The 15,467-nt window shown below is 37.4% G+C and carries 10 protein-coding genes; 5 read left to right on the top strand and 5 right to left on the bottom strand.

The features are described 5' to 3' along the window. Positions 1–296 precede the first annotated feature (296 nt). Positions 297–2,648 (top strand): YgiQ family radical SAM protein, encoded by a 2,352-nt coding sequence (locus H4J41_RS00565; RefSeq protein ID WP_182138407.1) that lies wholly within the window; start codon positions 297–299, stop codon positions 2,646–2,648. Between the two features lie 63 nt (positions 2,649–2,711). Next, the gene (locus H4J41_RS00560; protein ID WP_182138406.1) at positions 2,712–4,475 is read left to right on the top strand and encodes a lysophospholipid acyltransferase family protein; all 1,764 of its coding nucleotides are present in this window, start codon (positions 2,712–2,714) and stop codon (positions 4,473–4,475) included. Positions 4,476–4,997: 522 nt separating this feature from the next. Here the strand turns inward: H4J41_RS00560 and H4J41_RS00555 are convergent. Further along, entirely contained in the window at positions 4,998–5,516 is a 519-nt protein-coding gene (locus H4J41_RS00555; protein ID WP_310649846.1) for a DinB family protein, read from the bottom strand. Between the two features lie 268 nt (positions 5,517–5,784). On the opposite strand from H4J41_RS00555, the gene H4J41_RS00550 reads away from it, so the two are divergent. Then, positions 5,785–7,377 carry an ABC-F family ATPase gene (locus H4J41_RS00550; RefSeq protein ID WP_182138405.1) on the top strand — a complete coding sequence of 531 codons (1,593 nt, stop codon included), beginning with the start codon at positions 5,785–5,787 and terminating at the stop codon, positions 7,375–7,377. 106 nt (positions 7,378–7,483) lie between these two features. After that, positions 7,484–8,326 (top strand): 23S rRNA (adenine(2030)-N(6))-methyltransferase RlmJ, encoded by an 843-nt coding sequence (locus tag H4J41_RS00545; RefSeq protein ID WP_182138404.1) that lies wholly within the window; start codon positions 7,484–7,486, stop codon positions 8,324–8,326. A gap of 85 nt (positions 8,327–8,411) precedes the next feature. Here the strand turns inward: H4J41_RS00545 and H4J41_RS00540 are convergent, their stop codons facing one another. The 3 genes from H4J41_RS00540 to H4J41_RS00530 form a co-directional block, all read right to left on the bottom strand. After that, positions 8,412–8,870, bottom strand: a complete 459-nt coding sequence (locus H4J41_RS00540; RefSeq protein WP_182138403.1) for a hypothetical protein — start codon at positions 8,868–8,870, stop codon at positions 8,412–8,414. Positions 8,871–8,898: 28 nt separating this feature from the next. Then, complete coding sequence (locus tag H4J41_RS17685; RefSeq protein WP_182138402.1) at positions 8,899–11,334, bottom strand: tetratricopeptide repeat protein; 2,436 nt, start codon at positions 11,332–11,334, stop codon at positions 8,899–8,901. A gap of 337 nt (positions 11,335–11,671) precedes the next feature. Continuing rightward, on the bottom strand, positions 11,672–13,021 hold the full coding sequence (locus H4J41_RS00530) for a DEAD/DEAH box helicase (protein WP_182138401.1): 1,350 nt from the start codon (positions 13,019–13,021) through the stop codon (positions 11,672–11,674). A gap of 507 nt (positions 13,022–13,528) precedes the next feature. Between H4J41_RS00530 and H4J41_RS00525 the strand changes: the two genes are divergently transcribed. Next, positions 13,529–14,017, top strand: a complete 489-nt coding sequence (locus H4J41_RS00525) for a GNAT family N-acetyltransferase (RefSeq protein ID WP_182138400.1) — start codon at positions 13,529–13,531, stop codon at positions 14,015–14,017. 199 nt (positions 14,018–14,216) lie between these two features. Here the strand turns inward: H4J41_RS00525 and folD are convergent, their stop codons facing one another. Next, positions 14,217–15,095 carry a bifunctional methylenetetrahydrofolate dehydrogenase/methenyltetrahydrofolate cyclohydrolase FolD gene (gene folD, locus H4J41_RS00520; RefSeq protein WP_310649845.1) on the bottom strand — a complete coding sequence of 293 codons (879 nt, stop codon included), beginning with the start codon at positions 15,093–15,095 and terminating at the stop codon, positions 14,217–14,219. Between the last annotated feature and the right edge of the window lie 372 nt (positions 15,096–15,467).

Below are 15,467 nucleotides of genomic sequence, written 5' to 3'. Positions count from 1 at the left end.
GATTTTTTTCTGATAAATCGCTTTATATTGTACTCAATGTGCTAATTCATCCTTTCAATTGTCCTAAGAAAATTTGGGCTTATATTTTTTAATCACGCGCCTTGTATTTTTCTCTGCTATAATCGCGCGCTTCGTTAATATGACTTTTATTTCTGCAATCGTGCGCTGTGTGAATGTGGTAAATATGACATTTATCATCAATGTATTTACTTTGTCGGTTAATAGGTCATTGTTAAGCTTTGAAAGTGTGTAATATCACGCTTGTCTCTATTGTAAAAAATTAATTTAGGTAATGTATGAACTTAGCGTCACTCCAGAAAACAACTCCAAAACTATTCGATTACCCTAAGTATTGGGCAGAATGCTATGGAACCGCACCATTTTTGCCGATGTCTCGTCAAGAAATGGAGGTGTTAGGCTGGGATAGTTGCGATATTATTTTAGTAACTGGCGACGCTTATGTTGACCATCCAAGTTTTGGTATGGCCGTTATTGGTCGTATGTTGGAGTCACAAGGCTTTCGCGTCGGCATAATTGCTCAACCTGATTGGCACTCAAAAGACGCCTTTATGCAATTGGGTAAACCTAATTTATTTTTTGGTGTCACCGCCGGCAATATGGATTCAATGATTAACCGCTATACGGCCGAAAGACGTATGCGCCATGACGATGCATATACCCCGAATGATGAAGGTGGCAAACGTCCCGACCGCGCGGTAACCGCTTATACCCAGAAATGTAAAGAAGCCTATAAAGGCGTACCTATTATTATTGGTGGTATAGAGGCGAGTTTACGCCGAGTCGCTCATTATGATTACTGGTCTGATAAAGTGCGTCAATCGGTACTATTTGATTCCAAAGCTGATCTGTTAATTTACGGTAATGCTGAGCGTCCACTCATAGAAATTGCCCATCGTATTGCCAATGGTGATGATGTTAAAAATATTACCGATGTACGTGGTAGCGCATTTTTAGCAAACCAAGTATTACCCGGTTGGAAAGGCATAGACTCTCGAAGTATTGATAAACCGGGAAAAATAGACCCTATCTATAGCCCATATCAAGACATGACATCGCCTGACTGCGCCACGACATCAGCCGATGCTGCAGCTGCTGCCGCTGAAGACATGGTAAAAAACGCCGCTGAAAAAGATGTGACTAAAACCGCACAACCGATACAATTAAGTGAATTTAGAGCCACTGCACATAAGAATAAATCATGGGAAGATAAGAAAAAACCGTGGGAAACTACGTACATTAACTTACCAACCTTTGAGCAAGTCAGAGACAACAAAACGCTTTATGCGCATGCCTCACGTATTTTTCATCAAGAAGTTAACCCAACATCCGCTAAACCTTTAGTGCAAAAGCATGGTAGCCGACTTATTTGGTTAAACCCGCCAGCTAAACCCTTATCTGAAGCAGAAATGGATGGCGTTTTTGGTTTACCGTATCAACGTGTACCTCATCCTATTTATGGTGATGCTAAAATTCCTGCTTACGACATGATAAAAACGTCAATCAATATTATGCGTGGTTGTTTTGGCGGTTGTACCTTCTGCTCGATTACTGAGCATGAAGGCCGCATTATTCAAAGTCGCTCTGAAGACTCTATTATTGCCGAAATTGAAGATATTAAATTGAAAGTGCCTGGTTTTACTGGCGTTATTTCTGATCTTGGCGGACCCACCGCTAACATGTATAAATTAAACTGTAAAAGTGAAAAAGCAGAAGCTACCTGTCGTAAGCCATCCTGTGTTTGGCCAACTATTTGTGGCCACTTAGACACCGACCATACCCCGACAATTAATTTATACCGCAGAGCACGGAAAGTTAAAGGTATTAAAAAAATACTTATCGCCTCAGGTGTAAGGTACGACTTAGCTATTCAAGACCCTGAATACGTTAAAGAACTGGCGACTCATCATGTGGGTGGTTATTTAAAAATTGCTCCTGAACATACTGAAGAAGGGCCATTAAATAAAATGATGAAGCCTGGTATGGGCAGTTATAACAAGTTTAAAGAAATGTTTGACCATTACTCTAAACTTGCGGGTAAAAAGCAGTATTTAATACCCTACTTTATCTCAGCACATCCGGGCACTACCGATTTAGATATGGTTAACCTTGCGCTATGGCTAAAAGAAAACGACTTTAAACTTGATCAAGTACAAAACTTTTATCCTTCACCGTTAGCAAACGCCACTACGCTTTATCATACTGAAATTGATTCATTGCGTAATGTTAAAAAAGACAGCGCGACCGTATCTGTGCCAAAAGGCACTATTCAGCGTCGTTTGCATAAAGCCATATTGCGTTATCATGATCCTGCAAACTGGGGCATTATTCGTGACGCCTTAACCAAAATGGGTCTGGCAAGAAAACTGATTGGGAGCAAACCCGGTTGTTTAGTGCCGAATGAAAGCAGAAATGAAAGCCAGCAAGTGCATTTTAAAAACAACGGCAAAGGTAAAAATAATGCCCAAGGGAATAAAACCTCACCAGGGCAAGAAAAGCGTTACGGTAAAAAACCCATCACCGCTAAAAAAGCTAAACCGGGCGATAAGGCCAAACAAGGGTTAACGCGTTTTTCTGATAATCAGTTTAACGACAGAAAACCTAAAAAAGGCCAAATAAAAGCAGTATGATGTTGAAATTTATTGCTGTGATTAAGGTCTATTTATTAGACCTTAATCAGGATAATGACTCACTTGTCTAAACTCTCTATTACAAACTTAATGGTAAAACCTCCTAGTACGTGGTTTAAAAAAAGTATTATAAGTTTAGCTGACGCTATATTGTGTATTAAGCAGTTAAGCAAACGCTACCATGCCATGGGTTTAGCTGGTTTAGAAAAAGTCGCATTCACTGAGGCTTTTATTCAACAGTTAGACTTAAGGGTTGAGACCGCCGATGCCAACCTTTTAAATGTACCAAAATCTGGCGCTGCTATTGTTGTTGCAAATCATCCCTTCGGTGGTATTGAAGGGATTGTTTTAGCGAATATTTTATCGACAGTACGCCCTGACGTAAAAATATTAGCGAATAAAGCGCTGAAAATCTTTCCTGAATTAGCCGATTTTTTTATTTTCACTAATCCTTTGTCAACTGGTGCCAAGGGAAACTTATCTTCTCTTCGCCAATGCCAACAACACCTTGAAAAAGGTGGATTACTGGTGATATTCCCAGCAGGCAGAGTGAGTTACCCTGAGACTATTTTTTCTCCTATAACCGACCACCCGTGGAATCGATTAGTCGGCTCCTTAATGAATAAATTTCTTTGCCCGGTGATCCCCTGTTTTATTGGCGGAAGGAATCGAAAACGCTTTTATTGGCTGGGACATATATATTTCAGGTTAAGGTTATTGATGTTGATTCGTGAGATGCTGGCAAGTGATAAAAAAAATATTCCCATCACCTTCGGCAAAGCTTTACAGATAAAATCAGCACAAGGTAATATTCAAATGAGTACAGATTTAACGCGCTTATCAACCTACTTACTTGATCCGATTTATCGACAAAAGTGGCCTGAAACATCGGCAAAAAAAACACCCGAAGCCATGCAACCTTTAGCAAAGTCACAGGCCAAAGGGCAACTATCTAAAGAAGTTGACGCACTAGCTAAAGCACAACAATTAGTTCATTACAAAAGTTATGTCGTTTGTTATGCAACACGCGCACAATGTCCAAGTGTTGTTGAAGAAATCAGAAAACTTCGAGAAGCTAGTTTTAGATTGTTAGATGAAGGCAGTGGCAATCCACAAGATGGCGATGACTTTGATGATACTTATACGCATTTGTTTATTTTTGACCAAAAAAATCAATCTATTATTGGCGCCTACCGAATGGGCCAAACTGATAAATTATTAAAGACAGATGGTATGAAGAGTTTATACCTATCAAAAATGTTTAACTTCGACACTGCGTTTATCAACCAACAGCAAGCCTGCTTAGAAATGGGTCGTTCATTTATCGTTTTGGCACATCAACGTAGTTTTCACGGCTTGTTGCTGTTATTTAAGGGTATCAGTGCTTTTATTGCTCAGCATCCCCAATACCGAGTGCTTTATGGCACGGTATCGTTAAGCAAGCAATACGATCCACTAAGCGTTTTATTAATAGAACAGTTCTTAGTTACCAAAACCGATAAAGTAATGGCAAAAGAAAGTTTTAAGCATCCTATTCACCATGAATTATTAAGCTACTTAAAACACAACCCAAAAGATATTGAAACATTAGATACACTGATAAAACAAATTGAGCCTGACGGTAAAGGTTTGCCGGTACTAGTGAAACAATATCATCAGCTAGGGGCTACGTTTCACTGTGTAGCAATAGACCCTAATTTCGCCTCTACACCCGGATTATTACTGAGCGTAGATGTACCTAGCGCCCCGAAACGATTATTAAAACTCTATTTAGGTGATAAGCTTGAGGGTTATTTAGCTAAAGTAAACGCTAACACTTCGTCATGAAATTTTTCAAACTAAGTTGTTATGGTTGATAAAATGTATAGTTTATAATTTATAGATGGCTCTGTGCTAGTTCAATCTAGCTTGGACTTTAGACCATCAGGTTAAATGAAACTTAACTGTTTTGACCTAAAAATAACACCTATTTCAAATGTCTATTACCCATCACGTTAATTGCCCGCTGAACAGTTGACGGACTGAAGTCCGACCTACAAAAATAACCAAGGCTATATCATCACCTATAGGCTCTATGTAGCTTGAACTTTAATCCACTAGGTTAAATGAAACTTAACTGTTTTGACCTAAAAATAACACCTATTTCAAATGTCTATTACCCATCACGTTAATTGCCCGCTAAACAGTTGACGGACTAAAGTCCGACCAACAACAAAAGTGCCCTGCGCTATATTATCAACCATAAAAAAATGTGGCTAAAATACTCATTCTCTTTAACCTTTTAAGCAGTAGACTTCATAACTTGGCAACAGTGTAGTGAAGCAGAGCCGTATAGATAGGCATTAAAACTTAACTTATCTTACATTGTTGCTTATCAAACGTGGCGGTAGAAGAAGCTAAACCAAAATCAATATCGTCAAAATTTCCTCCTAATAATTGGTACGCGTGCTTTAAAGCTGCATAGTGATGAATCGCATGGCTGCTAGCAAACATTAACTCTCGAGCTAAGGTGCTTTTTACTGCAATGATATGGCAACTACCCATACCCACGTCAGAACGAACAGTAATGATTTCATCTAAAGAGACCTCAGTTAAAGACTTTATCCATGCTTGTATCACCATTAATTGCGCTAACGCTACCTGTCGACTGGTTTCAACCAACGAACCTCTTTTACGCAATTCGTAATCAACCACCTGAGTGGTAAAGCCTGACTTAACAGAGTGATAATGGTCTATTATATGACGTACGTGCGTACCCATAGGGCTAGACTTTCCAGCAATGTTAACGCCATATTCTTGGTCAGTGAGTTGTTCAACAAAATTTATTCCTTGCTGAAGTGTTGCAACATAATGCTGACATGATTTTATCGTTTTTATAATTTTTTTTATTCCGATTATTAATGATACTCGTTAATTAGAACCATAATAGCGTAATTTAATTTCATTTTATTGCTTTAATGATAAGCAGTTATCAAATCACCGTGACTAATGTAAAACAAATAAAAAACCTGCACATTCAAGCCTCACTAGAATTCCAAACAACGTCATCATACTGTATAATCTCGCGCATTATTTAAGGTTAAACTTAGATTAAAGTTCAACTTACACTCATCTACACAATCGCTACGGAACTTATATGTTAGCTGCAAACAATATTACCCAACAATTCGGTGCTAAGCCGTTATTTGAAAACATTTCACAAAAATTTGGTGGCGGAAATCGCTATGGTTTAATCGGGGCCAATGGCTGCGGTAAATCAACCTTTATTAAAATTTTAGGTGGTGATTTAGAGCAAACCTCGGGTAATGTTAATTTAGATCCAAATGAGCGCATTGGTAAACTTCGTCAAGACCAGTTTGGTTTTGAAGCAACGTCTGTCGTTGACACCGTTATTATGGGCCATACTAAATTGTGGGCAATAAAAGAAGAGCGTGATGAGATTTACGCTTTGCCTGAAATGAGTGAAGCGGATGGTATGCGTGCCGGTGATTTAGAAGCTGAATATGCTGAAATGGATGGTTACAGCGCAGAAAGTCGTGCCGGCGAATTATTAATGGGTGTCGGTATTCCTGTCGATCAACATTATGGTTTAATGAGTGACGTTGCCCCAGGTTGGAAGTTACGTGTGCTATTAGCCCAAGCATTATTTTCTAATCCTGATATTTTATTACTTGATGAGCCAACCAACAACTTGGACATTCACACTATTCAATGGTTAGAAGAAACCTTGAACGCACGTGATTCAACCATGATCATCATCTCGCATGACCGTCACTTTTTAAACAGTGTTTGCACCCACATGGCTGATCTAGATTACGGTGAATTACGGTTATTTCCGGGTAACTATGACGAATATATGTTGGCGTCTACGCAAGCTAGAGCGCAACTAATGTCTGACAACGCCAAGAAAAAAGCACAAATTGGTGAGCTACAAGCTTTCGTGGCACGTTTCTCTGCCAATGCTTCAAAAGCAAAACAAGCAACGTCTCGTGCTAAGCAAATTGATAAAATTCAATTGGCCGATGTAAAAGCATCAAGTCGTGTTAATCCGTTTATTCGCTTTGAACAAGACAAAAAATTATTCCGTAATGCTCTCGTACTTGAAAGTATGAGCAAAAACTTTGGTGATAATAAGGTCTTAAGCAACCTTAACATGATGATTGAAGTTGGTGAGCGTGTCGCCATTATCGGACAAAATGGTGTGGGTAAAACTACATTCTTACGTACTCTAATGGGCGAAGCTGAATATCAGCCAACATCAGGTTTATATACTTGGTCAGAAAACGTTAACATTGGTTACTACGCGCAAGACCATAGTTATGAATTTGAAAATGATATGACTTTATTTGAATGGATGAGCCAATGGCGTCAACCTAGCGACGACGAACAGGCCGTTCGTAGTTATTTAGGACGTTTATTATTCTCTGCTGATGACATTAACAAATCAGTAAAAGTACTTTCAGGTGGCGAACAAGGTCGTATGTTGTTTGGTAAAATCATGATGCAACGTCCAAACATTCTCATTATGGATGAACCAACAAACCATATGGATATGGAATCTATCGAGTCATTAAACATGGCAATGGAGCAATATGAAGGCACTATTTTGTTTGTGAGTCATGACCGAGAATTTGTCTCAAGCTTAGCGACTCGTATTATCGAATTAACAACCGGTGGTTACACTGATTTTGCTGGTGGCTACGACGAATATTTAGCGTCAAAAGTATAAATTAGTCATCTAGGTAAACGTACTGTAATAAAGCTATCATGAGTTAATTTTGATAGCTTTATTTTTTATTATTTCAATTGCTATTACGCTATTTTAAGGAGCCATTGTGCTCAGTTATCGCCATGCTTTTCACGCCGGAAATTTTGCTGATGTTTTAAAACATTCGGTATTAACCTTAGTACTAGAATATATGACCCGCAAAGATAAGGGCTTTTATTATATTGATAGTCATTCGGGCGCTGGCATGTATCAGCTGAGCGACGATTACGCTCAAAAAACCGGTGAATATAAAAACGGTATTGCTAAGTTAATTGAAAATGATGACTTACCCGAAGCCCTGCAGCCGTATATTGATTTAGTCAAAAATTTAAATCAGGAAACTGGAGAACTTACACTCTATCCTGGCTCTCCAGGTATTGCTCGCCAATTTACTCGTCGACAAGACAGCGCACATTTATTTGAGTTACACCCGACTGATATTGAACACTTAAAAGCATATAGCCAACGGTGGAATAAGTCCCATGTTAAGCAATCTGACGGTTACCAAGGTGTGTTAGGTTTAGTGCCGCCGCCGAACCGTCGTGGTGTAGTATTAATTGACCCACCTTATGAGTTAAAAGAAGATTACTTAAAAGCCGTTCGTACGGTTGTTAATGCTTATAAAAAATTTGCTACTGGCACTTACATTTTATGGTATCCAGTCGTTAAACGTGAACTTGTTGAACAAATGCAGAGCGCCTTTACCAAGAGTGATGTGCGTAACTTAATACAAATAGAATATTGCCAAGATGCAGATACTGAAGAATATGGCATGACCGGCACAGGCTTATTTATTGTCAATCCACCATGGCAATTAACTAGCCAGTTAGATGAAATACTCCCCTATTTAAAAACAAAACTTGGTCATACTGAAAGTCAGTATAGTGTTAAGCAACTAATTAGCGAATAAGTAAAATAACCTGAGCTTTGGCTAAGTACATTTTAGCCTCCGAAAAAAAATATTGCCAAATCTCAGGTCATACAGTACAAAAATCTCATTGCACCACAATACGAGGATCATAAGGGTTAGTTGCACAGCCTTTGACATTTACTTCATAGTAATAGTCACCTGTATTTTTAATTTTACAACGCACTTCACCATCGCGACCTGCTTGATATTCACATCTTTTGAAAGGCGAACCCTCGGTAAAACGAATATCAAAGGCATCACCCGTAGTTGTTTGCCAAGCAATATATTTCTCCTTTTGTGAACAAACACATTCGGGATCATTCTTACAGGGGTTTTTACTCTCTGAATATAACAATGCACAATTACTTTCATTGACGGAGGGAGTTACCTTGATTGCGCAATGTGTTGAGGGGTCAACATGAATGAGCAATTCTTTATCTTTAGCGCTGTTGCTAGCAGCAAAAGCTGCCAAGGAAGTTGTCGCTATTAAGAGTATTAAACCGCTGATCATTTTTTTCAGTAATTTGATATTTTGGCTATTCATTGAATTTTCCTTATTCAGGTTAATGGATTCAAACAATTTCTTTTATCCAATGTTTATAGTCGTAAAACTGAGGATCCGCCAATAAAAGCTGTCGGGGATAGCCTAAAAAGATAGCTTTTTTAATAAATGGCTTCATGTCATTAACGTCGAAGCAATTAATAGCGACTATGGCTAAGTCATAATAAATATAGGGATCATGCACGTTATTGTTAAGTACTATTTCTTGGTGTTTCTTTGCCTGGTCACATTGAGTTAATTCAGAGTAATAACGAGATATTTGTGCTTGCAGACTTGGATCCTTATCATTTATAACCGCATTTTTTTGAGCTAAATCAAGTCCCTTTTTGTAAGCCGCTTGAGCCTTTAGTGTGCTATTTTCACTGTACTTAAATGCATCACCCAAATTACCCCAAACGGTAGGATCTAATGATGATAATTCAGCACTTTGTAAATACATTTCAGCAGCATTTTCAAAGCGCTGCATAAAAAAAAGTACGGTACCTAAATTTGAAAAAGTTAATGCTGTTGGCTTAATTGCCAGTGATTTAGACCAAGCAATGTTGGCCTGCTCAAAATTTAGTACCATATAATAAACAGCCCCTAAGGCATTATAGGCCATAGCTGTGCTGTTATTGATTAGTATTACTTTATTAAATTGGCTAATTGCATCTTCATAACGGCCCGAATTAAACAAAAACAAACCGTAATCATAGTAATTTTTCCAATTACCTAGCTCAAAACTAATCGCTTGTTGATATAAACTTTCAGCCTTATCACTTTGCTCTAATTTTGCGTATAAATCAGCCAATGAAATAAAAACTTCACTGGACTCTGGTTTAATTAGTTTTGCTTTGTTTAAGTGTGTTTCAGCTTTTTCATATTGGCCATTGACACGATAAAGTCTACCAAGTGCTAATTCTGATTCAAACGATACGGTCCGATTGCTGGCAATTAATTGACAAACATTTAAACCTTTTTCGTATTCCTTTGTATCATTGCTCAGTAAATATTTATCCAAGTAGGTTTGACATAAGGCTGACGAAGCTTGAATAAAATCAGGGTCCAATTGTAAGGCAGTAATAAAGAGTTTTTCTGCTGCGACTAAGCTGTTGATGTTTTTTAAATTTCTGTACTTTTCTTTGCCTTGTAAATAAGCATCATAGGCTGCAAAATTTTCTGTTGGCATGGCATTTATTTTGTTCTCTGCGTTATCGCCAACGATAAGCAAACGCAATGCATTAGTAATTTTACGAGACAAGTCACTATAGAGTATAACCAGTTCATCTATTGAGCCCTTAGATTCATCAGACCAAACCTGAAAGCCAGTTACAACATCTGTCATGATAGTGTTAATAATTAATACACTGTTGACAACTTTAGAACGCCCTTCTACGATATATTTAACGCCTAAAATATTTTTAATTTCTTCAATGCTTGCTTTAGGTTCTAATGCATTTATCGCCCTTATTGAAGACACCTTAAATACAGCTTTTAATGTTAATAGATTTACCAGCTCTTCTTGCAAACCTGAAATGAAATATTGAGGATTATTGTCTAAATCGGTTGCATGAAAAGGCAAGATAGCAACAGCATTTTCAACCACATTGGCGATGGGCGCTTTGTTATCAACAATGACATTAAGTGGCTGTAAATTACTTTCTCTTTCTATTTTCTCAATAAGATGAGTAGACAGGTAATATATAATCAACAATATTATTAATATACAGAAACTATCGACAGAAAGTTGTTGATAAATAAATCGGTGGTTTTTATTGTTTTCATACGCAAACTTTTTTCTTATTTTAAATTCTTTATACCACTGAAAACTAATAACAAGAGGAAAGCCAATAACTAAACATAAAGCCCCCACCTTACCCCCCCAAGTTGGCACATCAAAAATAGGTAATATAATTGAGAATACTTGTAATAAAACCCAAGATACCACTAAATAAGCAGCACTAGCGTTAATTAAACGGCTACTTTTTAATAATGAAAATGACAATTGCCATTTTTTTTCTGAGCCACTAATTTGGTGTACCTGATCAGCGGGGAACGGCCAAATGCTATTCACTGACTTTGCCACTGTCGGTAAAAGCATACGATAACCTTTGCGAGGAATAGTTTGGATATAAGTGGGACATTCTTTGTGATCATCAAGTACATGTCTAATTTCACTGATGACGTGGGTAACATTGGTTTTTGCCGCATGATTATCACCCCAAGCAAAAGCCGAAATCTGCTCTCGCGAGACAATCTCACCATTAGTCGATGATAAATAAAGTAGAACCTCCATCGCTTTAGGTGCTAAGTGGTATCGTTGAGCATTTCGAATAACGATGCCTAAATCAGGTTCAATTACTAGACTACCTAATTGAAAGCCCTGATGTAGCTCCGCATCTACAACAAAGTGCTGCGTAACCTTGTCTAATGAAACTGAGACTTCTGGTTCATTGCTCGCTGACACGTGATGCTAACCTCACAAAAAAGAGCACAACATGCCTTTAGGCACTCTTTATAAATTTTAGGGTTTAATCAAAATATAAGTATTGTTGAGATTAGAAAAAATAGCGAGTAGTCGCTATGTACAAGCCGCCTCAGCGCTCATTTAGTTAAGGTTTTTCTGTGGTTGTTAACAGAGATTTTTTCAAAATAATCTCTAATTGTTACAATGGATGGCCCATCATAAATACTTAAGTAGATTCACAATCAAGCACTATAGAAATAAAAAACCCGCTATACCTTTTTAATATTGAGGCATAGCGGGTTTATAAAAGCTTAATGGTTAAGATAACTGATCAGGATCAATCCACTTCGTCGATAGCCGAATTATCAATATCTTGTGGGGTAACTGCTTGCTTACGTTTTAATACCGGTAACTCACCAGCGTCTTCCGCTAAAAAGGTATTCTTAACAATTTTCTTTGATTTTGGTTTCTTAGCGACTACGACTGACTTATTGCTATCTTTTACTTTGCTATCGACTTTCGCTTTCTTAGGTTTAATACCTTTGAACTTAGCTTTTAAGCCACCAACAGTATCAAAAGTCAGCTTTTGTTGCAGAAAGCCTTCTACATTTTTAAAGCTTATCCAGTCTTTAGGTCCAACAAATGAAATAGAGTCACCTGTGCTACCTGCGCGGCCAGTGCGACCAATGCGATGAACAAATTCTTCGGTATGCTTTGGCATATCGAAATTAATAACGTGCGAGACATTAATTAAATCTAATCCGCGAGACGCTAAATCAGTCGTGATCAGTATTTTTTGCTGCCCTTTACTGAAACCGTCCATTATTTGATTACGTTGACCTTGGTTTAGCTCACCACTTAAGGCAACAGCACTTAAGCCTTGCTCAGTTAATAATGTCGACAACCGGTCGGTATCGGCGCGGGTCGCAGTAAATATGATTATTTGCTGGTGATCTTCAGTCGCAATAAAGTGTGCCAGTAGCTTTTCTTTATGGCTTAAGTTATCACAAAGATAAAAACGCTTAGTAATGTCTTTATGTTCGGTATAGCCACTGCCGATAGCGACACGCTTTGGCTTTTTCAATAATGCTAAAGCAAAGTCATTAACTTGTGCATGATCTAAAGTCGCAGAAAATAGCAGCGTTTGGCGTTTACGATGATCGGCAGCTTTATTGATTTGTGATAACTGATCGGCAAAGCCTAAATCTAACATACGATCTGCTTCATCAAGGATGAGTAATTCTAAACCACTCAAGTGAAAATGCCCTTGCGAAAGGTGATCGGCTAAACGCCCTGGTGTAGCAACAATAAAATGAGGTTCTTTTTCTAATACTTTAACTTGGTCGTTAAAATTTTCACCGCCAAGAATAAGTACCGCTTTAAATGCAGAGCCTGATGTAAACATTCTTAGCTGAGTAAAGACTTGCTTGGCTAATTCACGAGTTGGCGTTAAAATAAGCACACGTGGATCTCGCTTACTTAAGGCTCTATTTTTTGACAAGCGCTGCATCGCAGGAATAATAAAGGCTAACGTCTTACCTGAGCCGGTCTTAGATGAAGCAATCAAGTCATGACCTGCCATGGCGGCAGGAATTGCCTGCTGCTGAATTTCACTAGGCTCACTAAAACCTAAATGTTCCACAGTTGACATTATTTTACTATCCAATCCAAAATCACTAAACTGCAAGCTTACTCTCCACGTTATTTAACTTATATCTGTTAGACAATATAATTGTTACAGACACATAAAACCAAAAATATAATAGTGTATTGTAACCTGTAATTGCCGATGTTTAGCCAAACTATTTTGGTTTAAAAAGAATTATTTCTAATCTAGCTAATGGTTGCTCGTTTGTTTGATTTAAATTCACCTGTTAATAGCTTATTTGCGCTAATTAAATACCAAAGAGTAAATCAACACATAAGTTCAAGCAAAGTTTCATTTACCCTAACTAAAGCAGCAGTATATGCAGGTAAATATATCGGTTGTTTAACAAAACAATTAGAATTAGTTGATACTTAATACGATTACAGGTTATTCAACTGTAAGTCGATTAGCAAAGCGATGATGTTTTATAGCTTAATGGCTCAGCTTGTTAGTAAAGTTAAATAAGATAGAAAATCCGTAGAGGCCTAGTGTGGAATAACTAAGTAAAAATAAATTAAATTAACACTGTTGAATAGAAATAAATAAATGAATCCAGATGCTCCCTTCTCGCCATACACAGTTATAAAAGCAGTAAAGACAGATAAAAAAGATATATTGCGCTTTTATAAAAACCAGCAATATGCAGCAAGTTTTATCGGACATGATCAATGTTATATTGTTAAAATGGATAAGTTAATTATAGCCAGTGTAATCATATCAGCCGGTCAAGAGCCGGGGAGTTTTTGGCTACTACATGGCTTAGTTACCGACAAAGCTCAACGTGGTAAAAATATCGCAAGCTTAATGCTACATGCCATTATTTCTGATAAAAATGAGCGAAAAAAAGCAAGATATAAAAACATTATTTGCTTTGCTGATGAGGCGTTACAAACATTTTATTTATCAAATCACTTCATTCATTATAACACCCGTGACGACATAGCTCAGCTACCCATAGAGTTTAAACAACGATTGATTCGTTATCGAGAGAGACAGAAAAATTTACACTGCTTTCGATGTAGTGTAAATGATTAAACCGAGCGGCGGTTAATTGCTGTTCTATGCTAATAACCGTATGTAAGAACTATTCTACCATCCAAGCCATTTTACTTGCTCTCTGAACTACCTAAAAAATCAGCTTCCTTGAAGATCAGTACAGTTTTCAGACCGCTAAAAATTTGCAATAAAATATTAACTTGATTTTTAAATATCTAATGTCTACACAAGGTAAGCGCTAGCGCAGACTATTTTTAGCCGCTGTTAGCGTGTTTTTTAATAAACAAGCAATTGTCATTGGCCCTACGCCACCCGGAACAGGCGTAATAGCCCCACATTTAGCAATAACCGCATCATAATCTACATCGCCAACCAGTTTTGATTTGCCCTCATCGGTTAAAACTCTATTGATGCCTACATCAATAATAGTAGCCCCTTCTTTAACCCAAGCAGCTTTAACAAATTTAGCAATACCAACAGCGGCAACTAAAATATCAGCTTGCTGACATACTTCAGGTAAATTTATGGTTTTAGAGTGCGCAATAGTTACCGTACAATTTTCTTGCAGTAACAACATAGCCACAGGCTTACCAACAATATTAGATCGACCGATAACAACAGCATGCTTACCAGATAAATCATCACCTAAATGTTGTTTTACCAAGATCACACAACCTTGTGGCGTGCAGGGTACAATAGCCTCTGTTTCACCATTAAATAATCGACCAGAATTTATCGCATGAAAACCATCAACATCTTTATTAGGACTAATAGCTGAAACAATAGCACTTTCATCTATGTGTTTTGGTAAAGGTAACTGAACTAGAATGCCATGAACGCTATCGTCATTATTTAATTTTTCGATCTGGCTTAGTAAATACTCCTGAGAAGTATCACAGGGTAATTTTATCTCATTGGAGATCATGCCAATTTCTTGTGTTTGTTTGACTTTATTTTTTACGTAAATATGGCTAGCAGGATCTTCACCAACAAGCAGCACGGTTAAACTCGGCTGAATACCATGACATGATTTAAACTCAGTTATTTCTACCGCTAATTTATCTCGTAATTGTTTAGCTACTAACGTTCCATCAATATTCATTATTATTGTTCTCACTGGTTAAACCAAAATAGTACCTGGCAATTAACACCATTTGATTAATCAAGCCATCTACTTTTTAATGCAAAAAATAGATAAATACAAAGCATAAAATTTTATAAGTAATTATTCTATTTATAACACTATATTTTTCATATTAACCATTAAAAATGAACAGATAATTAATCAACTTGGTATAAGTACAAGAATACACTAATGCTATGATACTTATCGAAGTTTTAGCTGCTGAATACTTAAAGCTATAATACCAATTTGATTAATTAACTTCCCACTTTTATCCAATCTCTAGAGCAAAGATCTATCACCCTAGATGCATCTGAAATAAAAATATTCCACGCTCGAGTACATTCATTAACAATATCTTCATAT

Origin of the sequence: Colwellia sp. MB3u-45 (genome assembly GCF_014077005.1) — a bacterium.
Taxonomy (GTDB): domain Bacteria; phylum Pseudomonadota; class Gammaproteobacteria; order Enterobacterales; family Alteromonadaceae; genus Cognaticolwellia.
Note: the sequence above shows the minus strand (reverse complement) of the source record. Positions and strands in the feature narration are given on the sequence as shown.